Below are 21326 nucleotides of genomic sequence, written 5' to 3'. Positions count from 1 at the left end.
TATGAGCTGAGAGATTTTATCGTCAAATAAAATAGATAATCGTGTAGGAAGTCTTTTAAATAAGACGTTCAGTTTCGCTGCCAAAAACCACCATCATGATCACCTCATATTTCTTGCCCAATTTTTCCCTAAGAATGCCAAAAGCCTTGGTGATCTGCCCCTCTACAGTCTTTTTGGATACGTTAAGGTATTCAGATATTTCAATATTCGTAAGGCCTTCCTTTTTGCTCATTAGAAAAATCTGCTGGCATTTAGGGGGCAGTTCATATATTGCATTAAAAAGTATTCCCAATATTTTTTGTTCTTGTAATTCGTCCTTTTCCTCAACCGCCAACTCCAAGGCTTCTATATACTTTTTTTCGAGGGCCATTACGGCCTTGCCTTTTCTGTACTGGTCTATAAATTTATTATGAACGGATTTATAAAGGTAATTTTCCAAGGAAAAATCATGCTTAAGTTTGTGCCGCTTTTCCCATACCTGCACAAAAACACTTTGAACAATGTCTTCGGCCATCAGGTCATCTCTTATAAGACTGTGGGCATAGACACATAGTCTATTGTGATAATGTTCCACCAAATATTCATAGGCACCTTCATTACCCTGTTTTAGGCCTTCTATTAGAACGGATTGGCTCTCAAAATTCCCCTTCATTTCTCGATTTGGTTTTTTTTGGTTCGATAATATGGTAAATATGAAAAAAAAATGTGAAAAAAATAAGGGTTTCTTAAAATGGCTTCGTATAAATATGAATTGTGTAGCTAATGAAACCAAAAAAGGTATATAAATTAATAGTAAAATATATTACGTCTTCGATTTCAGGTAAGGAGTTGGATCAATTGGAAATTGAACTAAATAAGCCTTCAAATGATCAACTTTTTAAAGATTATATAAGATTAAATTATAGAATTGACCGTAAAATGAAATCCTACGATACAGAGAAATCAAAACGTCTTTTACTTGATAAAATTAAGAAAGACAAAAGCCATCTGGAAAGATTCAAGTACAGAAGTGTTCTGAAATATGCGGCAATTGTAATATTATCAATGACTTTGGGGTACTTTGTCAATGAAAATGTAACCAAAGATAATCCTGTCAAAGAATTCGGCCCTAAAGAGAATTTCATTACGCTGGAACGGGAGGATGGTAATATTCAAGTAATATCTGAAGACGGCACCTCAGAAGTTATTGACTCAGAAGGCAATGTAGTCGGTTCCCAAGTCGGCAACCAACTTGTATATACCAATGGGAGCAAGACTGGTACGGGAGAACCTATATACAACACACTTCATGTACCATATGGCAAGCACTTTGAACTAAAATTGTCGGATGGTTCCGTGGCCTATTTAAATTCGGGTTCGTCCCTAAGGTATCCCGTTGAATTTATTGTAGGCAAAGAGCGAAAGGTGTACCTAACAGGTGAGGCCTTTCTTGAAGTGGCAAAGGATACGGACCGTCCGTTTATTGTAAATGCTGCTGACTTGGAGATCAAGGTGTTTGGAACAAAGTTCAATGTGTCGGCTTATCCGGAAGATCAATTGAAAGAGGTGGTATTGGTAGAGGGCTCTGTAGGGATGTATCCAGGAACTGAATTATCCGATGGAGGTGAAGGAACAGTGCTTATTCCGGGCCTTAAAGGGAGTTATGATAATGCAGAGGGAAATATTACTACGGAAGAAGTGGTCACCAGTATCTATACTTCCTGGGTGAATGGGGTATTGGTCTTCAGGAATATGACTTTCGAGAATATCCTAAAAAAACTAGAGCGACACTACGATGTAAAGATCGTCAACAAAAATTCGAAACTAGCTTCGGCCAAATTCAATGCCAGTTTTGGGGATATGCCTATCCATAAAATATTGGACTACTTTAAGGGAGAGTACAATATTGATTATACCGTAATAAATGACCAGGAAATAATTGTAAACTAAATAATAGAAACTAAATAAATGCAGCCAATGAAGAACTAAAAACAACCAAAAAAACCACTTTGCACCGCCCTTGTAAGGGTTCATAAAAAAATCGGAAAATGCGTCACCATTTCCCGATCGGTAGAAGTGATTAACCATTACGTTTAACCACAATCAAACATTATAAAAGTATGAAAAAAATTCTTGACCAAAAGAGAAGGTCGTACCCATTGCTTAAACTCAGTTTAAAGATGAAGATCAGTATGTTATTCATGTTTTTGGTACTGTTTACCATGCAGGCCAATTCATCCTATGCTCAGCGTACAAAGATTACATTGGACCTTAACAATGTTACCGTAGAGAGGCTTATTGATGAAATAGAGAGTAAAACCGATTTTCATTTTGTATACCAAATAAAGGAAGTTGATCTAAACCGTGTAGTTAGTGTAAAAGCCAATAAGGAATTGGTTACCAGTATCCTTGAAAGGATATTTGGAAATACTAAGACCACCCACAATGTGGTAGATAAACAAATTTTCCTTAAAGAGCGTGAGGCTCGGACCAATACTCCCAATCACGTGATCCAGAATAGTCCAATTAAACTTCAGAGCATAGTTTCCGGACAGATTTCAGATAGCGACGGTATTCCTTTGGCGGGTGCCAATGTGGTAGAAAAAGGTACTACCAATGGGGTTACCGCCGATTTTGATGGTAATTTTTCCATTGATGTAGCCAATGCCAATGCAACTTTAGTGGTTTCCTATATTGGGTACTCTACCAAGGAAGTTCCTCTTAATGGACAGGCCAGTGTTAATATTGTTCTGGAAGAAAGTGCTGCGGGACTTGATGAAGTAGTCGTTGTGGGTTATGGTGTGCAAAAGAAGTCGGATATCACCGGAGCTGTGTCCAATATTTCCGAAGAAAAATTACAGAGTAGACCTACGGCAAACTTTTCAGATGCTTTACAGGGGCGCAGTAGTGGGGTTCAAATTAGACAATCAGGTGGAGATCTGGACGGAAAGTTTCAAATAGCTATCCGTGGTGTTGGATCTGTGACCGGTAGTAATGAACCTTTAATTGTTGTAGATGGTGTTCCATTGGTCAGTGCAAATTTTTCCACGATAAACCCTAAAGATATTTCGTCAATAGACATATTGAAGGATGCTTCCGCCACTGCTATCTATGGTTCAAGGGCCGCCAATGGTGTAGTGATTATTACTACGAAAAAAGGAACAGTTGGCAAACCTCAACTGACATATAGTTCAGATGTAAGCATAGAACATATTTCAGAACGCTATGATGTTATGTCTACAGAGCAGCAGAGATTACTATTTGTGGAGGCTTTTAAGAATTCCAATAGAAGTACTGCTGTTTATGATGATCCAAGTAACCCTATTTGGCAAGTAGATAACGATTGGCAAGACCTAGGTACACGTGCCGGTATTCGTCAAATTCATAATTTAAATTATTCTGGAGGTACCGAGAACACACAATATTCGGCTTCCGCCTCGTACCAGAACCGTACCGGTATTTTGTTGAATACAGATATAAAAACATATTCTTTAAGAACCAATTTAAGTTCACAAGTTAACGATTGGCTTAAAATTAGTACTAATATTACCGGGAGCTTCCAGCCTCAAAACTATTCCGATGGGGATGACTGGGGTGCTACGGGTTATAGAGGTTTTGTTTACCATCATAGTTACACACCGGCATATGATGAGAATGGTGAACTTGCCAATATAGATACCGCATCGGCTCCATATTTTGGTGCAAATTCCAATCCTTTGGTTCCACTTTTATTACCTACCAAAGAATTGAACACTACAAGATTACTGGGGAATTTCCAAGCGAATATCAGACTTATGGATGGGCTTTTTTTTAACACCAATTTGGGTGGCGATTTAGTCCGTGTTGAGGGGTACGCCTATAATCCGATTTATTCAATTGGAAGAATGATCAACACCCAAGGCTCGGTTACAGTATCCAATAACAGTGATACCAACTGGGTGGCAGATGCCACTTTGGATTATACTAAAGAGTTTGATAAGCATGATTTAAAATTATTGGTAGGGGTATCTGCTCAACAATTCCTATTGCGCAGGACTTCTGCGTTTGGAACGGGGACCATTGATAATGCTTTGAATCAGTTATCAAATCAGACCAGTTTTAATAGTACGGGAAGTAACGTGAAGGGGGGACTGGCCTCTACCTTTGCAAGATTAAACTACGGTTTTGATGACCGATATTTATTAACTGCGACGGTAAGGAGAGATGGATCTTCACGTTTCGGACCGGATAAAAGATATGGTGTGTTTCCTTCGGCCTCACTTGCCTGGAGGGTTTCGCAGGAAAACTTTTTGAAGAACAGCACAACTTTGAATGACCTAAAGTTTAGGGTAAGTTATGGCCTTACTGGAAATCAGAATATTGGTAATTTTGAGTTTATAACCAGGGCGGCCTCTACCCCCTATATTTTTGGTAATTCTGTGGTGGTCGGCAACTCGGCATCCAATATCGGAAATCCATCCTTACAGTGGGAGGCAAACAAGCAATTGGATATTGGTGTTGATTTTGCCTTATTTAAGAGCAGAATTAGTGGTACCATAGATTATTACGATAAGAAATCTGAAGATCTATTGATTCAGAATCCTATTCCTTTGACAGCGGGTGTGCCCAATCCTCCTATTGTCAATATTGGTTCGGTGCGAAATTCTGGAGTCGAATTTGCCATCTTCACCAGAAACCTGACAGGAAATTTCAAATGGTCCACAGATTTCAATATCTCTTACAATAAGAATGAAGTGTTGGACATAGGGAGTAATTCCGCTGGGGAACCATTGGAAATACCGGGCCAAAATATACCTCTATCCAATGTCCCAACGAATTTAACGGTAGCTGGGAAACCAGTTGGCGCATTTAATATGTACATATTTGACGGTATGTGGCAGTTGGGTGAAGAGGCGGAAGCAGCTACATGGTTTAATGCGGTGCCGGGAGATCCAAAATACAAGGATCTTAACAATAATGGACTTTTAGATGCTGGGGATAGAGCTTTTGTAGGTAACCCTCACCCAAAATTTATAGGGGGAATGGACAATACCTTTTCTTATAAGAATCTATCATTATCCGTTTTTATGAATTTTGCAACAGGAAATAAACTCTACAACACAGCTAGAAACCTATTCTCTAGGGGAGTTCCTTTTGTACAGAATTTTGCGGAAGCTGCCGATTTTTGGACTCCTGATAATCCATCAGCGACCTCCCCAAGACCTTCCCAAGGAGGTACAACCACTACCTTGGCCACTTTGGCATCTACCCGCTTTCTGGAAGATGCAAGTTTTTTAAGGGTTAAGAACGTTGCTCTAACATATGACCTTCCCGGTAAAATATTCGAGACATCTTTTATTAGTAGTGCCCAATTTACAATATCGGCCACCAATCTACTGACTTTTACAAAGTACACAGGTTTGGATCCTGAGGCATCAAGTAGGGAAAGCCTATTGTCTGCTGGTATAGATTATACACCTTATCCCAATACCAAGCAATATAACTTAGGGGTGAAAATTGGTTTTTAACGTAAAAATGACAACATGAATAATTATATAAAATATATAGGTCTAGTATTAATCGGAATATTGTTCCATAACTGTAGTAAAATTTTGGAACCAGAGCCTGAAGGACAAGTAGCTTTGGATGCCCTATTGTCTACGGAAGAAGGACTGATTACGGGCGTTAATGGCATATTTCAACCTTTGCATAACATTTATGGAGGTACCATGGTGCAGATGGCCGGAAGATCAAGTGACGATACTTGGACTTGGCGTAAAGAAACGGAATCCGATATTTTTAATATTGACGAAGCATTCGGTCTTATAGAGACGACTTGGGAAAATCATTATCGTGGGATTACCCGGGCCAATACCGTGCTGGAAAGATTGCCTTTGGTTGAATCGTTTTCAAGTGATGAAATGAGGCGTTTAATAGAAGGGCAAAGCAAGTTTATGCGTGCATATTACTATTTTAATTTGGTAAGGTTCTATGGAGGCGTACCCTTATTGGTAAATGAGATAAAAACACCTGCGGACGCCGAATTGCCCAGATCTTCCATTGCAGAGATTTATACCCAAATAAAATTGGATTTGGGAGATGCAATAACACTTCTTCCTACTACCTATACAGGTGGCATAGGACAAGAGGTAGGTAGGCCAACGAAATACGCAGCATTGGCATTGATGGCCACCGTAAATCTAGAATTGGAGGAATGGGAAGGGGCAGTTTCAAATACTAGCGAAATCATAGGGAAGGGACGACTTTTAGAGAATTATGCGGATAATTTTAACGGCACACAGGAAAATGGTCCTGGTTCCATTTTTGAAGTGCAATATGGAGGGGAGACCGGGGCTACAACAATTAATTCCCGCGGCACCTATTCTCCACCTGATCTCCAAGGTGGTGCTGCTAATTTGCCCACAGATGATACCTGGAACGGGGAAGGCGGAAGTTTGTCTTCTGGTAATGGTATTGTTCAAGAATACGAACCAGGTGATAAACGAAAAGATGTTACCCTTGCAGGCTATGACCTGGATAATTTCTTGTTTCCCGACCAACCAAAGGGAAGTCTTTTATATATTAATAAGTTTTTCAATGAGGTTGATCAGCCGATAACGCAGAGTACATGGAATTTTCCTATTATTCGATATGCGGATGTGTTACTAATGCGGGCTGAGGCATTAAATGAAATTGGTTATGTGCCTAATGGGGAAGCCTTCGACCTTCTAAATGAAATCAGGGTAAACGCAGGACTCGGAGCACTTGATGCATTATCATTGACCACTCAACAGGAGTTTAGGGAAGCCATTAGAAAGGAACGAAGGGTAGAGCTGGCTTTTGAGAGTAAACGTTATTTTGATTTGAATAGATGGGGTATTTTAAGGGATAAGATCCAGTTTCAAATGGATATCAAAGGAGAACTTACATTTCCCAGCAACAGGTTGATTCAACATCCAATTACAGGTAAGTCGTATTTTCTATATCCAATACCTTTGGTAGAGTTTTCCAACAACGCCAACCTGCAAGAACAGAATCCTGGGTACTAGTATACTATTTCAGGTCCTTACATAACTAAATTTAAATGCCGATGAGGGTTTCTAGACATTCATAGAAACCCTCTACAGGCATATTTTGTATTCTCAAGCTTGGTTTTACAAGGACTTGGTGGCAAAAGTGGAAATTTAGGATGTTAGAGCAATCTTTATATATGAATAATTTTAGATAATTGAAATATGACATTAGTTAATAGAAAATACATTTTTTTACGTCCATGGCCGGTTTTTATAGCGTGCCTTTCTATGGTAATTGTTTCTTGTGGTTCAAACGCCTCCAAAAAATCTTTGGAAGAGGAAAATACGGAAGACAATCGTCCAAATATCGTCTATATTTTAGCGGATGACATGGGATATGGCGATTTGTCTTCGCTCAACGCAAATTCTGGAATTCAAACGCCATTTATGGATAAGATCGTGGACGAAGGAATTCATTTTACCGATGCACATTCCAATTCAGCAGTTTGCACTCCCACAAGATATGGTATCCTCACAGGTCGTTATGCGTGGAGGAGTAGATTAAAGGAAGGCGTTTTGTGGGGTTATGATCCGCCACTAATTGAATCCGATCGTACTACCGTGGCCTTCTTTCTGCAAGATAATGGTTACAATACCGCTTGTATTGGCAAATGGCATTTAGGGCTGGGATGGCAAGCAAAGAATTTGGATAAGCCCATTGCGAAATATGAGTGGGACAAAGTATTTGAAGAAGGAGCCGATAGCAATGTAGATTTCGGTAAAATGGTAAGTGGCCCAAATACATTGGGGTTTAACTATTCTTATATTATTCCGGCTTCTTTAGATATGACCCCATACCTATATTTGGAGAATGAAAAAGCTACCGAACTTCCTACAGCCTACACAAAGGGTAAAAGTCAGGCCAAGGATGGAAGAGGTGTTTTTTGGAGACCAGGAGAAGTTGCTCCAAACTTCGACTTCAATAAAGTAATGGATCATCTAACTTTTAAGGCTACAAATTATATAACTGAACAAAAGAAGTCAAAGGAACCATTTTTCCTTTATTTCCCATTAACTGCACCACACACACCTTGGTTACCAACTGAAGAGGTGAATGGAAAATCGAATGCAGGCCGTTATGGTGATTTTGTATCCCTTGTAGATAATACTGTGGGCGCTATTTTACAAGCTTTGGAGGAATCCGGTAAGGCAGAAAACACATTAATTATAGTTACCTCGGACAACGGTTCTAATTGGACGGAGGAAGACAAGGCCGAATTTGAACATCGTGCCAATTATATTTACAGAGGCCAGAAGGCGGATATATATGAAGGAGGACATCGCATCCCTTTTATTGCGCGGTGGCCGGGAAAAATAAAACCAGGTAGTGTTTCTGATCAAGTTCTTTGTACTACAGATTTATTGGCTACACTATCGGGTATAGTCGGTAAAGATTTGCCAAAAGGAGCAGGGGAGGATAGTTACAATATGTTACCGGCATTTACTGGAAAGGCACAGGAACCAATTCGGGATTTTACAGTGCACCATTCCTTAAACGGCTTTTTTGCTATTAGAAAGGGCGACTGGAAGTTAACCACCTCTCTAGGGTCAGGAGGTTTTACCAAACCCGATGAAATAGTTGCTGAAGGTGGACAGCCAAACGCAACCTTGTATAATTTGAGAGAAGATCCAAAGGAAACCAACAATGTTTATGGGGAGCACCCTGATGTTGTAGCGGAACTTTTGACGCTTTTGGATGATGCCAAAAAATAATTATTTAAGTTGGGGCATATTGGCCCACAAAAAAAATGTAATCGACCTAAACATACAATTATAGAATCAAATGAATAAAATCTTTAAACGTTCGGCGGCATGTTTTTTTATGGTTCTCATTACCTCTTGTGGAGGTAATCAACAATCCAAGAAAGAGGGGGCAATGCAAAAAGAAGACTTGCCCAATATTGTTATAATTTATGCCGATGATATGGGCTACGGAGATCTTAATTGTCAGAATCCAGACTCTAAAATACCTACACCTAATCTTGATCAATTGGCTTCGGAAGGTATGCGTTTTACGGATGCCCACAGTTCTTCTGGAATCTGTTCTCCCAGTCGTTTTGCTTTGTTAACCGGGACATACCATTGGCGAAATCAACATGGAATAGTAAATTCATTTGGCAAACCCTTCTTCAAGGAATCCGATGTTACACTTCCACAGGTTTTACAAAAATCAGGCTACACTACGGCTTGTATCGGTAAGTGGCATTTGGGATGGGATTGGAAATTTAAGAATGAGCCATCAGGAAAAACGGTGCAGGGGGAAAGAGAGGTTAACTACTACCTTCCTGAGGATTTAGATTGGAGTGCTCCAATTTCAGGCGGACCTTTAGATCGAGGTTTTGATTACTATTTTGGTGATGGAACCATAAATTTCCCACCCTATGCATGGATTGAAAACGATAAATTCATAGAACTGCCAACAAAAGATCAAGACATTGTTAAGAGAGGTTTTGAGACTAAGGAAGGGAATTGGGAATTTCGTCCGGGACCAATGGTAGAAGGATGGGACCCTTATAAGGTATTACCTACCCTTACCCAAAAAGCAGTGGAATACGTAAATAGACAAGAGAAGGACAAATCCTTTTTTCTATATTTTGCACTTCCCTCGCCGCATGCACCTATAATTCCTAACGATGAGTTTATTGGAACGTCTGAAGCAGGGGGTTATGGAGATTTTATGGTACAGACGGACTGGGTTGCCGGACAGGTGTTAAAAGCCTTGAAAGAGAAAGGTTTAGATAAGAATACCATTGTTATATTTAGTGCCGATAATGGTCCGGAAAAATATGCTTTTGAACGGGCAGAAAAATACGGCCACTTTAGTATGGGTGATTTTAGGGGTTTAAAACGAGATGTATGGGAAGGAGGCCACCACGTGCCATTTATTGTAAAATGGCCAGGAAAGGTCAGTGCCGGTTCCGTTTCCAGGGAGGTAATATCCCAGGTGGATATCATGGCCACACTGGCAGCAGTCACCAATACTCCCTTGGCAGAAGGAGCAGCTCCGGATAGCTATAATTTACTACCGGTTTTTAAGGGGGGAAAATATACTTCACCCTTACGCGAAGCTACGGTTCACAACACCTTTGAAAAGGAATGGGGGTTGAGGCAGGGTAAGTGGCTTTATATCAATGCTCCTTCTGGAGAACATACAAAAATGCCGGACTCCTTTAAAAAGCTAAGGAATTATACTGACTTTGAAGGAGAAGGCCTATTGTTCGATTTGGAGAAAGACCCCGAGCAACGCATCAATTTATTTGCTCAACATCCAGAGAAAATAGATACGATGGACCAGCTTTTACAAAAATATAGGGAACAAGGATATTCCGTAGAACGGACCCCTGTCACTGCCAAATAAAAACTACACCAAAATGCATGGAATCAAAATTGTTTTAGGAATGATGATCAATAAAACACTTAATAAAGTATTTTTCTTTCTTGTCACTTTAATAACATTGAATTCGGTTTTCTCGCAGGAAAATAAAAGTATAGATAACGATAGGAAAGTCCTTAAACCTAATTTTATTCTTATCATGGCCGATGATTTGGGTTATGGTGACATCTCCTGTTATGGCAATACTTACATCAATACCCCAAATATTGATAGGTTGGCTATGGAAGGAATACGGTTTACGGACTTTCATTCCAATGGGGCAGTTTGTAGTCCCACACGAGCAGCACTATTAACAGGTAAATATCAGCAGCGGACTGGGGTAGGGGGCGTCATTACGGCAGCAAGCCACAGAGAAGTAGGCTTGGCTATTGAGGAGATAACCATTGCCGATGAACTTAAAAAACATGGTTATATCACAGGGATTTTCGGAAAATGGCATTTAGGGTACGACCCCAAGTTTAATCCCTCCCTACAAGGGTTTGATGATTTTAGTGGTTTTGTGAGTGGGAATGTAGATTACCATGCACATCTAGACCAGGAAGGATATTTTGATTGGTGGAATGACACGGAAATTAAGGATGATAAAGGCTATACGACCGACTTGATAACAGAATATGGTTTGGATTTTATAGATAGGAATAACCCTAAAAAAACTGAAAAACCATTTTTCTTATATCTTCCACATGAGTCCCCTCATTACCCATATCAGAGAAGAACTGATAAGGCCCTTCGCAGGGTTGGGGAAAGAGGCACCGATCCTGTACCGGAAGATAGTATACCTGGTATTTACAAGGAAATGGTTGAGGTTTTCGATGAGGGTGTGGGCAAGATCATGCAAAAACTCAAGGACACTGGACTCGATAGGAACACCATCGTAATTTTTTGCTCTGATAACGGAGCCTCACAAAATGGCAGCAACGGGAACCTAAGAGGGTTTAAAGCCGGTTTGTATGAAGGTGGTCATCGTGTTCCGGCCATTGCGTGGTATCCAAAAGAATTTAATGCAGGAACCGTTATCGAAACTCCTGTACTTACGATGGACTTTCTACCCACATTTTTAGATTTTATTGGGGAAGAGCCAGAAAGTACTGTGATAGACGGACTGAGTATTAAGAATCATCTCCTATCCAATGAGGCGTTGCCAAAGCGGGATCTGTTTTGGAATTTTGGAAATAAAAATGCAGTCAGAAGTGATAATTGGAAACTCGTGACTATTAAATCGGACGGCCAGGAAGCAGTTGAGTTATTTGATTTGTCAAAAGATATTTCAGAAAACAATGATCTTGCCGAATACCATCCTAAAATAGTAAAGCAGTTACTTAAAAAACTTAAAAATTGGCAAAAGGATGTTTTTAAAGGTGTAGAGGTGATATCAGAATAATAAATATTCCAGTTAAAGAGCCATAAGATTATAGATATTAAGTTTGGAGTTAGTTGAGTTACAAAAGGAACAATGGGAGGCCATTGTTCCTTTTTTTTTGTAACCGGGAAGAAATATGAAAATCCTATGTTATTTGGTATTGTTGGAATTGAGATAAAAAAATGGAAGTAATGACGGAGATCGATGGTTGAGATACCGGAACAATAAATCCTATCCGTTAAAAATCAATTTGAAATAAAAAGTGTTCCCAGCAAATAAAGAAGGTTAGCATCCAAACTATTAGATTTTAATATTGGGACTAGGCTAAATTGTAGGAATGGATCAAATGAATTCTTCGCAAAAACCCAAATTATGACTGGGGTGAAATTTCCCAATTGATGCAAAATTCCCCAGTTTAAATTTCTGCTTACAATCTTCACATAAAATTTTATTTACTGAATTTCAAGGGATTACGGTTTGTGTTTTTAATATGCCATTTTACATGGCACAGGCTTTGCTCTAGGCCCATAAATATTTAGAGAGCGATTCGCATAATATTCGATTGATATAACAAGCGGATATTAATGAAATTCGGAGACCTAAAATAAAAAAACAGAAAAAATTGAATGAAACCTTTAAAAACAGAGTTATGAAAAAATTATTTTTTGCAGTCTTATTCATGGTGGCAACCTTAAACATTAATGCACAAAGTGGTAGTCCCGAAGTTCTTAAAGAGGTAAAGGCGGGTGATATACTTCAGATTGGGCGCCCAGATGCTCCTAGTTTTAAGCATATTGATTTTCCAAGAGCCAATACTATAATTAAATCCGGGGGTATTGCCAACTATAAAAAAATGGAAGGGGTCAAAGTAGTGGTTACAGATGTTAAGGAAAAAAAGGACGGTACCCTACAGGTCAAGATCAAAAGGACTGATGGTGGACGATTTTTTGGTATCCATAGTGTTGTATCTGCAGATTTAAAGAATGCACTTGAATCAGGCGAACTTAGTGGAATTTAATATTTAAATAGTTGGTTTATCCGTCCAGTTCCGGGTTGTTTTAGTTGCACAAGTTGGTTAGTTAAGGACTGGACGGATATTTTTATCCCATTGTATAATTTGATACTTTTTTAATAATTCCATGTAAACACTAATAAAACAAAAAAATGCACAAAAAAATGCACAAAAAATTGACTCTAAAACAGCGTCTTAATACCGGTTTTATCTTGGCCATAGCATTTTTATTGGTGCTTACATCAAATGAATTAAACAGAAGAAACTTCTCTACCGCAGACCATACCGTTAACTCTGTTTTTGAAGATCGTGTTGTAGCCCTTGAGTACATCTATAGACTTAACAACCTTTTTCACCAGAAAGAGTTGGAGTTGACCTCATCGGAAGGGACTACTGCCCATAATGTTAACGGCAACAGTATTGCGGAACTTCTGGAGAATTTTTCTAAAACCGAATTAACACCCAATGAAGGGGTCCATTTTGAACTGCTTAAGAAAAACTATAATGAATTACAATCCTTGGAAAATGGATTGTCTAAGACACATGCATCTGAGGAAATGGGACCTTCAAAAGAATTCAGTGCACTATTTACAAAAATTAGCGACAATCTGGATAAACTTTCCAAAGTGCAGCTTTCTGAAGGGCGTCAGTTGACTTATTTATCCAATAAGGCATTAAGTATGAATCTGTTGCTATCTAAACTTCAAGTTGCATTTTTGATTGTCATTGGTCTTCTTATGGTACTCATTATTTTTCACGGAGAAAAACCGTTTATAAGGATGATTGGGAAAGATGCTTAAATTATTCCAGTATCTTTTTCTTTGTAGTAATCATTCTATTTCAGTAGACCCTTTGCTGAGGTTATTTCCCGATACAGAAATATGAAAAGCCCATGTTTATTGGGTTAGGTGTAAATTGAGGTACAAAAAGTCGCGGAAAGTACACGGAAATTAGCATTGGGTTAAAGAAGTGCATTTGCACCTGGGCGTACTTAATCCCCTCCTGTAATTTCCCTACCAAGATATAACTTTACTTTGAAAGCAATAGAAAATAATGCAATGAGCCGATTAATAGACCTAATCGGCTCATTTTTTAATAATATATGAGCCATTTAAAATAAAAATTAAAGCATGTCCAGACATTTTGGCAAAAAAATATAGGTCTATCGCCAAAAGTTCCAAAGCTACGGCCACCAGAGATTTGCAGGATATTGTTGAAAAACAATGCTTACATCCTGTAGGTGCTGGACGGGGTGTACATTATGATTTGAATTTAATATTTTGAAAAGAGATTTACTTACCGATTTATAAGTAAAAAATTGTGATAGTTGGTTATTTTGCCAATCCTTTAATTTCGCTACCGAAGACAAGAAACATTATCATCTCATATTTCTTTCCTAGCTTTTCCCTTAAGATGGCAAAGGCTTTAGTTATTTGATTCTCAACAGTCTTACGCGATATTTCCAAGTATTCAGCGATTTCAATGTTGTCCAATCCTTCTTTTTTGCTCAAAAGAAAAATTTGTTGGCATTTTGGGGGTAGTTCGTTTATGGCACACATCACCATATTCATTATTTTCTCTATTTTTTCTGATTCCGATTCCTTTTCAAATTGTAAAATGGTGTCTACATATAATTTTTCTAACGCCAAAAGGGATTTATTACTTCTATATTGATCAATAAACTCATTGTGGACAGCTCGATACATAAACCCCTTGATAGAAAGATTGTTTTTTAGCATTTCCCTTCTTTCCCAAGTTTTTATAAAAACATTCTGTACTATATCTTGGGCTCTCACCTTGTCATTTACCAAACTATTAGCATAAACGCATAACCTGTGATTATAGTTATCGACTAAAAAGGAAAAAGCCTTTTCATTGCCCTTTTCCAACTGATCTATCAAAACGGAATTGATACTAAAATCCCACATCATTTTTCGACTTTTAAAAAAGAATTATTCAAATATGTGAATTTTTTTTGGAAAAAAGTAGGGGATTAGCAAAATGGCTCCGTAATTCAAATAGAATTAACTAAATTATTATAGATTTAATAAGTTATGAAGCCGAATCATAGTGATAGTCTAATAGTAAAATATGTTAACCATTCCATAACGCAGGATGAACTGGATGAGCTTGTTTTTTGGCTGGAACAGCCAGGGAATAAGGAGACGTTTCAGGAATATGTTAAAATTAATTATTCAATAGATTTTAAATTGAGCACATATAATACTGAGGAAGTAAAAAGACTTTTACTTAATAAAATTCAAAAAGATAAAAGGCAGTACAGGAGAAAGCGTGTTTTAAGTATTGCTAAATATGCTGCCATATTGGTAATAGCCCTAGGGGTAGTGTTTTTATTTCAAAAGGAAAAATTAACACCTCCAATTACTGTGCCATTACAAACTGATCAAACAATAACCTTAGAGTTGGAAAATGGGCGATCTGTCATACTGAAAGAGGAGGAAACTCAAGACATTGTTTCGGAAAAGGGTGAAGTTATTGGGAAACAAATAAAACAGGGTATTCAATATGAGGATACGGAACTTTCCGAGCTCGTTTACAATACTCTTAAAGTACCCTATGGCAAAAGGTTTCAAGTGACACTTTCTGACGGGACTCGGGTATTTTTAAACTCTGGTTCAAGTATGAAATTCCCAGTTAAATTTATTCCCAATGCTGATCGGAAAGTTTTTCTATCTGGAGAGGCATTTTTTGAAGTCACCAAGAATAGAGACCCCTTTATAGTTAATGCCGAAAGCATTAATGTCAAGGTATTGGGAACTCAATTTAACGTATCCGCCTACGTAGATGACAGGTCTATGAATACGGTATTGGTCGAAGGGTCAGTTCAGCTGCTAGATAATAATATAGAAAATGCTACAGCTGTTCTTTTACAACCTGAACATGAGGCAATTTGGGATAAAGTTCAAAAACAAATGGTAGTTGCTAAGGCTGATATTCCCTCGACTTTGGCCTGGATGAACGGTCAATTGGTATTTCGAGCAGTGCCTTTCAAGGATATTATTAAAAAATTGGAAAGAAGTTACAACTGCACCATAATAAATAATAATCAGTCATTAAATGACGAAATTTTTAGTGCTACTTTTAATGTAGAAAAAGAAAATATTGAACAGGTAATTAACTATATATCTAAAAATAGCCCTTATCACTTTACTATAAGTGAAAACAATGTTATAACAATAAACTAAAACTGATTGCCTATGAATTAACAAACAGAACTAAAGTAAATTTTGTTATATCACATAAAACGGGGAATGTCCGACCATCCCCCGAATTGAGATAATGTGATTTAACGTTGACTATTGTTAAACCGATTAACCAAACAAAAATATGAAAAATATCTGTTTTAAGGGATGGCCTAGCCCTATTCCTTTCAAAATGACCCTCAAAATGAAACTAACCACCTTCCTTCTTATAGTTTCACTTTTTAAGATTCAAGCCAATTCATATTCACAGAACACAAAGATTTCACTTGATTATGATCAAATATCTATAAATGACGTATTTAAGGAAATTGAAGGTAAAAGTGAATTTAGATTTCTATATAAGAATAAAGAAATTGACCTTGGGCGAACAATAGCAATCCATGTTAAAAAAGAAAAAATTTATGAAATATTAAATCAACTCTTTAAAGATACCCACATAAAGTATGAGGTGTTGGACAACAGACAGATTGTACTTACCAAACAACCTCCGAGTGTTATTAAATTAAAGGATGATATCCCAATAGGTGCGGTAATACAACAACTGACCGTAACTGGAAACGTTGGGGATGGAAATGGAACTCCTTTACCCGGTGCAAATGTAGTGGTAAAAGGAACTTCAAACGGTGTTACTGCGGATTTTGATGGGAATTTTACTATCAACCTAAAGGATGCCAACGCAGTTCTAGTCATCTCTTATGTCGGGTTCGCCACAAAAGAAATAAATCTTAATGGCCAATCTAATATTTCCGTAACCCTTTTGGAAGATGCCGCAGGATTGGACGAGGTCGTGGTAACGGCATTAGGAATAAAAAGGAACGAAAAGGCACTGGCTTATTCTGTGTCTGAAGTAGGTGGAGAAAAATTTACAGAGGCTAGGGAAGCAAATGTAGCAAATGCCTTAACGGGTAAGATTGCTGGTGTAAATGCAACGGGTTTAGCTACGGGTCCAGGAGGTTCAAGCCGGGTCATAATTAGGGGCAATGGTTCCTTATCGGGCGATAATCAACCTTTATACGTTGTAAATGGTATGCCTATCGATAATTCCATACCTGGTGGAGGATCTTCAACTGGTGGTCAGGGAATTAATGTTGATAGGGGAGATGGTATTGCCGGAATCAATCCTGACGACATTGAAACTATAAGTGTACTGAAAGGTGGTGCCGCGGCAGCATTATACGGTTCAAGAGCTGCGAATGGTGTTATTCTTATTACTACTAAAAAAGGCAAGGTTCAGAAGGGCATAGGTGTGGAGTATAGTGGGAATGTTACTTACGATACTCCTTCTATGTTTCCCGATTACCAATATGAGTATGGTGCAGGCTCAAATGGTACTAAACCTACTACAAAGGACCAGGCAATTGAGTGGGGACGTTTGTCATTTGGAGCGCCAATGGATGGAACCCCAGTTATACAATTTGATGGTGTTGAACGTCCATATTCACCAGTATATGTAAAGGATAATATTAAGAATTTCTATAGAACAGGAACAAATATCGTTAATACAGTAGCACTGACTGGTGGAGTGGAGGCTATTAATTTTAGGTTGTCTTTATCAAATTTAGAAGCCAAAAGTGTAGTTCCTAATTCATATTTTAATAGAAAGACGGCGAACTTGAGTTTAAATTCCAAATTAGGTGAAAAACTCAACGTCGAAGCTGTTGCGCAGTATAATCTTGAAAAGGCCAATAACAGGCCTGGTACTGGTTATGCTGATGATAATGCGGCGTGGGCAACACATTTAGTTTCCAATACTGTAGATGTCAGGAATATGGCGCCAGGTTATAATGAGGACGGTAGTGAGATTTTATGGAACCCAGTAAATGTTGCCAATAATCCATATTGGGTTGTGAACAGATATAAGAATTTTGATACGAAAAACCGATTTATTGGACAAGTTAATATTACGTATGACATATTGAAAAACCTGAGTGCCCGAGGTACAATGAGTAAGGATTTTTACTATTTTGAATACGTAGGGATTACACCATCGTACACAGCTTTCAGGCCAGGCGGTAGTTATGAATCATTACAAGCTAATGTATCAGAAACGAATCTTTTATTCACCCTTAATTACAATACTAAATTCTTTGAAAAGTTTAGTTTTTCTGCCATGGCGGGTGGAAATCAACAAAGAAATGTAAATAACTCCACGGCTATAGATGGCCAACAATTTACAATACCCGAATATTATAGTTATACCAATCTAAGTACGCTAACGACAACTCCAGATAATCGGAGAACCGGGGTTAATTCATTATTCGGTTCTATAGATATTGGTTACAAAGAGCTTGCATTTTTAACTTTAACAGGAAGGGAAGATTGGTTTTCGACTTTAAGCCCAGAAAACAACCATATTTTTTACCCCTCTGTGGGAGGAAGCTTTCTATTGTCTCAAGCAGTAGTACTTCCGGATGTCTTTAATTTTGTAAAGTTGAGGTCGTCCTGGGCACAAGTTGGTGGTGGAGCACCAGATCCATATTTAATAAATCAGGCATATGGAATTGTTCAAGGAGGACATAATGGAAGGCCTGTGCAGGAAATATCTTCCTCATTAGTTACTAATCCTGATTTGCGACCTTATACCTCCACGACCTATGAAGTTGGTCTAAATGCGAAAATGTTGGAATATCGTCTTGGTATCGATCTGACTTTTTATAATCGGACTACAACAGACGATATTGTCCAGACAGATATTTCAACGGGTTCTGGATATACTCGAGCTTTATTGAATGTAGGAAAAATTGGTAATAAAGGAATAGAGTTATTAATAACGAGTTCACCTATAAAGAATGAAGATTTTCAATGGGACGTAAGTTATAATATGGCCTATAATAAAAGTGAAATAAAACAACTGGCGGAGGGTTTAAGCACAATTCAGATAGGAAGTGGAATTGGAGGAGGATCTATTCAAAATGTAGTAGGGAGGCCCTACGGTACGATATGGGGTTATAAAATGGCCACTAACGATAATGGAGATAAAATCTTTGATTCCAATAGTGGTTATGAGTTGCGAAGTGAAATAACCGAGATAGGAGAGGGCGTTCCACCATTAACCATGGGTTTTACAAATGAATTTTCTTATAAGGATTTTTCGTTAAATATTTTGTTGGACGGAAAATTTGGTAATTCCATGTTCTCCAATTTGGCACAATACTCGCATAGGTTTGGACTTACCAAGGCAACACTTCCGGGTAGGGAAAATGGTCTGCCGTTATCGGGCGTGGATACTGCTGGCAACCCATATCAAAGGGTAGTGCCCGTTGAAGAATTGGACACTTATTACGATAACCATAAAAGATACACGGATATTTTCGTATATGATGGAAGTTTTGTAAAACTGCGGGAGGTTGTTTTAAGTTATAAGATTCCTGTTGAACGCTTAAGTTTTGTTAATCTGCAATCTGCATCGATTAGTCTGGTAGGGAGAAATATCGCCATACTATATAAAAACACTGATTTATTTGATCCCGAATCCAGTTATACAAATGGGAATGCACAGGGTCTGGAAGCTTTTGGAGTGCCTAGAACAAGGAGTATAGGATTAGACTTAAACTTAAAATTTTAATAATTTATAATTCATTATATCATGAAAATTCATGCACTTAAATATATAAATATGGCGCTAGGGTTCGTCATCATTTCCATAACATTATCATGTGATAGTGATTTGGAAGCTCTAAATAAAAACCCGGATGTATATGGTGAGATTATTCCTGAATATCTTTTTACAAAAGCACAATTGGATGCTGTTAATGTAAGTTATTTTGGGACTGCAGCCTTAACTATTGGTGGTTCCATGCAGCAGTTCGCAACCTATAAGGAAGTGCCTGCTGCTGGAGATAAATATTTTAATGATGGGTATTCCAAAGGATATTTTTCAACTATTTACCCATTGGCGGTAAATGAGATTCAAGAAGTGATTCTAGCGGTCTCGGAAGATACCGAAAATATTAATAAGCATTCCATGGCTAGGATATGGCGAGCCTATATATTTCACCATATAACAGACCTTTACGGAGATATCCCATATTCTGAGGCAGGAAAGGGTGTAACTGAGAAAATTTATACGCCCAAGTATGATGAGCAATCCTTTATTTATCTTGATATGTTGAAAGAATTGGAAGAAGCCGCAAACGCTTTCGATTCCAACAAAGCTACATTCGGGTCATCTGATCTGCTTTACGGGGGGAACGTTGACCAGTGGAAGAAATTTGCATATTCTTTAATGTTGCGTTTAGGAATGCGCTTAACTAATGTCGACTCCCAGCTATCGGAGACTTGGGTTAAAAAAGCTATTGAAGGTGGAGTTATTCTAGAGAATAGTGATTTGGCCGCTATAGCTTACGTTGATGGGTCTCAGGTTTCTAGCCGGAATCCAATAGCACAGGGATTAATGAACGGCGATTATATAAACCCGCAAAGTGTAGAGAATGTAGAAGGAGGGAAATACGCCAAAACTTTTATCGATCACCTCAAGGATACCAGTGATCCAAGGTTAAATGTACTATCTGTGGTTTGGATTGATAACGGTAGCGGATTATATGTTGCCGATACAACCACAGCAATACAAACGGGTATGCCCAATGCTGCTTTTAACAACAGACCTGAAAATTTTGCTACCTTCTCAGAACCACATCCTGAAACTGTTTTGGCCTACGATTCTCCTTTAATGATTATGACAAACGCAGAAATGAAACTACTGATTGCTGAAGCAGCAATTAGGGGATGGTACACTGGCGATGCTGCGGTTCTATATGAAGAAGCAGTAAGAGCAGGTATGCAACAGTGGTCACTATACGGTGATGCGGGTGTTATTTCGGACCAACACATTGATACATATCTTACCAATAATCCCTTTAATGCCGCTGGTTCATTCGAGGAAAAAATGGATCAAATACAAACTCAAAAATGGGTTACACTATTTCTAGATGAGTATGAAATTTTTGCCAATTGGAGGCGCACTGGGTATCCAGATTTAGTCCCTGTGAATTATCCAGGAAACCTTACTGGTGGAAAAATCCCTACACGTTTTGTATTGCCTGATTCTGAGAGCACTATTAATGCCGCTAATTATAAGGAGGCATTAGATCGGCAAGGGGTAGGGGATGCGCTAACGAGTACAGTTTGGTGGGATAAACCTTGAAAGTTATTAATTAAGACAAACTGAAAATAATCCATAAGTAGTATTACCGGTAATTTCAGGAGCAAAGAAGATTATCAATTAATAGAGGGATACCTGGACCTATGGTTTATAAGGGTCAATTCTTGAATGATGTATCAAAAGTAAGGCGGTTAATGAAAAAGT

At 38.3% G+C, this 21326-nt stretch carries 13 protein-coding genes; 11 read left to right on the top strand and 2 right to left on the bottom strand.

What is annotated here, in order from left to right; translation table 11 throughout:
* Nucleotides 1-55: 55 nt before the first annotated feature.
* Nucleotides 56-652 (bottom strand): RNA polymerase sigma factor, encoded by a 597-nt coding sequence (locus LV92_RS17200; RefSeq protein ID WP_111624822.1) that lies wholly within the window; start codon nucleotides 650-652, stop codon nucleotides 56-58.
* 110 nt (nucleotides 653-762) lie between these two features.
* Here LV92_RS17200 and LV92_RS17195 point away from each other — a divergent pair, with 110 nt between their 5' ends.
* The 8 genes from LV92_RS17195 to LV92_RS17160 all read left to right on the top strand — a co-directional run bounded on the left by LV92_RS17195 (nucleotide 763) and on the right by LV92_RS17160 (nucleotide 13597).
* A complete protein-coding gene (locus LV92_RS17195; RefSeq protein ID WP_111624821.1) occupies nucleotides 763-1929 on the top strand; it encodes a FecR family protein in 1167 nt (388 codons plus the stop codon).
* A gap of 170 nt (nucleotides 1930-2099) precedes the next feature.
* Nucleotides 2100-5486 carry a SusC/RagA family TonB-linked outer membrane protein gene (locus LV92_RS17190; protein WP_111624820.1) on the top strand — a complete coding sequence of 1129 codons (3387 nt, stop codon included), beginning with the start codon at nucleotides 2100-2102 and terminating at the stop codon, nucleotides 5484-5486.
* Between the two features lie 15 nt (nucleotides 5487-5501).
* Nucleotides 5502-7007, top strand: a complete 1506-nt coding sequence (locus tag LV92_RS17185; RefSeq protein WP_111624819.1) for a RagB/SusD family nutrient uptake outer membrane protein — start codon at nucleotides 5502-5504, stop codon at nucleotides 7005-7007.
* Nucleotides 7008-7193: 186 nt separating this feature from the next.
* Nucleotides 7194-8744, top strand: coding sequence for a sulfatase family protein (locus LV92_RS17180; RefSeq protein WP_211323009.1), 1551 nt, complete (start codon nucleotides 7194-7196; stop codon nucleotides 8742-8744).
* A 70-nt stretch (nucleotides 8745-8814) separates the two neighbouring features.
* Nucleotides 8815-10389, top strand: a complete 1575-nt coding sequence (locus tag LV92_RS17175; RefSeq protein WP_245946423.1) for a sulfatase family protein — start codon at nucleotides 8815-8817, stop codon at nucleotides 10387-10389.
* Nucleotides 10390-10402: 13 nt separating this feature from the next.
* Entirely contained in the window at nucleotides 10403-11806 is a 1404-nt protein-coding gene (locus LV92_RS17170) for a sulfatase (RefSeq protein ID WP_111624817.1), read from the top strand.
* Between the two features lie 628 nt (nucleotides 11807-12434).
* Nucleotides 12435-12803, top strand: a complete 369-nt coding sequence (locus LV92_RS17165; protein WP_111624816.1) for a hypothetical protein — start codon at nucleotides 12435-12437, stop codon at nucleotides 12801-12803.
* Nucleotides 12804-12961: 158 nt separating this feature from the next.
* Entirely contained in the window at nucleotides 12962-13597 is a 636-nt protein-coding gene (locus tag LV92_RS17160) for an MCP four helix bundle domain-containing protein (RefSeq protein WP_170126349.1), read from the top strand.
* A gap of 531 nt (nucleotides 13598-14128) precedes the next feature.
* On the opposite strand, the gene LV92_RS17150 is transcribed toward LV92_RS17160, so the two are convergent.
* Nucleotides 14129-14728, bottom strand: a complete 600-nt coding sequence (locus tag LV92_RS17150; RefSeq protein WP_111624814.1) for an RNA polymerase sigma factor — start codon at nucleotides 14726-14728, stop codon at nucleotides 14129-14131.
* A gap of 123 nt (nucleotides 14729-14851) precedes the next feature.
* On the opposite strand from LV92_RS17150, the gene LV92_RS17145 reads away from it, so the two are divergent.
* The 3 genes from LV92_RS17145 (at nucleotide 14852) to LV92_RS17135 (ending at nucleotide 21164) form a co-directional block, all read left to right on the top strand.
* A complete protein-coding gene (locus LV92_RS17145; protein WP_111624813.1) occupies nucleotides 14852-16003 on the top strand; it encodes a FecR family protein in 1152 nt (383 codons plus the stop codon).
* Between the two features lie 202 nt (nucleotides 16004-16205).
* On the top strand, nucleotides 16206-19586 hold the full coding sequence (locus LV92_RS17140; protein WP_245946422.1) for a SusC/RagA family TonB-linked outer membrane protein: 3381 nt from the start codon (nucleotides 16206-16208) through the stop codon (nucleotides 19584-19586).
* A gap of 51 nt (nucleotides 19587-19637) precedes the next feature.
* On the top strand, nucleotides 19638-21164 hold the full coding sequence (locus tag LV92_RS17135) for a SusD/RagB family nutrient-binding outer membrane lipoprotein (RefSeq protein ID WP_211323008.1): 1527 nt from the start codon (nucleotides 19638-19640) through the stop codon (nucleotides 21162-21164).
* The last annotated feature ends 162 nt before the right edge of the window (nucleotides 21165-21326 follow it).

Origin of the sequence: Arenibacter echinorum, from assembly GCF_003259375.1 — a bacterium.
Classification (GTDB): domain Bacteria; phylum Bacteroidota; class Bacteroidia; order Flavobacteriales; family Flavobacteriaceae; genus Arenibacter; species Arenibacter echinorum.
Note: the sequence above shows the minus strand (reverse complement) of the source record. Positions and strands in the feature narration are given on the sequence as shown.

Excerpts from the sequence above, each read along its gene's own strand:
- LV92_RS17160 (WP_170126349.1), top strand. The coding sequence starts at position 12,962 with ATGCACAAAAAATTGACTCTAAAACAGCGTCTTAATACCGGTTTTATC.
- LV92_RS17185 (WP_111624819.1), top strand. The coding sequence starts at position 5,502 with ATGAATAATTATATAAAATATATAGGTCTAGTATTAATCGGAATATTG.
- LV92_RS17195 (WP_111624821.1), top strand. The coding sequence starts at position 763 with ATGAAACCAAAAAAGGTATATAAATTAATAGTAAAATATATTACGTCT.
- LV92_RS17180 (WP_211323009.1), top strand. The coding sequence starts at position 7,194 with ATGACATTAGTTAATAGAAAATACATTTTTTTACGTCCATGGCCGGTT.
- LV92_RS17140 (WP_245946422.1), top strand. The coding sequence starts at position 16,206 with ATGAAACTAACCACCTTCCTTCTTATAGTTTCACTTTTTAAGATTCAA.
- LV92_RS17200 (WP_111624822.1), bottom strand. The coding sequence starts at position 652 with ATGAAGGGGAATTTTGAGAGCCAATCCGTTCTAATAGAAGGCCTAAAA.
- LV92_RS17190 (WP_111624820.1), top strand. The coding sequence starts at position 2,100 with ATGAAAAAAATTCTTGACCAAAAGAGAAGGTCGTACCCATTGCTTAAA.
- LV92_RS17150 (WP_111624814.1), bottom strand. The coding sequence starts at position 14,728 with ATGATGTGGGATTTTAGTATCAATTCCGTTTTGATAGATCAGTTGGAA.
- LV92_RS17135 (WP_211323008.1), top strand. The coding sequence starts at position 19,638 with ATGGCGCTAGGGTTCGTCATCATTTCCATAACATTATCATGTGATAGT.
- LV92_RS17145 (WP_111624813.1), top strand. The coding sequence starts at position 14,852 with ATGAAGCCGAATCATAGTGATAGTCTAATAGTAAAATATGTTAACCAT.
- LV92_RS17175 (WP_245946423.1), top strand. The coding sequence starts at position 8,815 with ATGAATAAAATCTTTAAACGTTCGGCGGCATGTTTTTTTATGGTTCTC.
- LV92_RS17165 (WP_111624816.1), top strand. The coding sequence starts at position 12,435 with ATGAAAAAATTATTTTTTGCAGTCTTATTCATGGTGGCAACCTTAAAC.
- LV92_RS17170 (WP_111624817.1), top strand. The coding sequence starts at position 10,403 with ATGCATGGAATCAAAATTGTTTTAGGAATGATGATCAATAAAACACTT.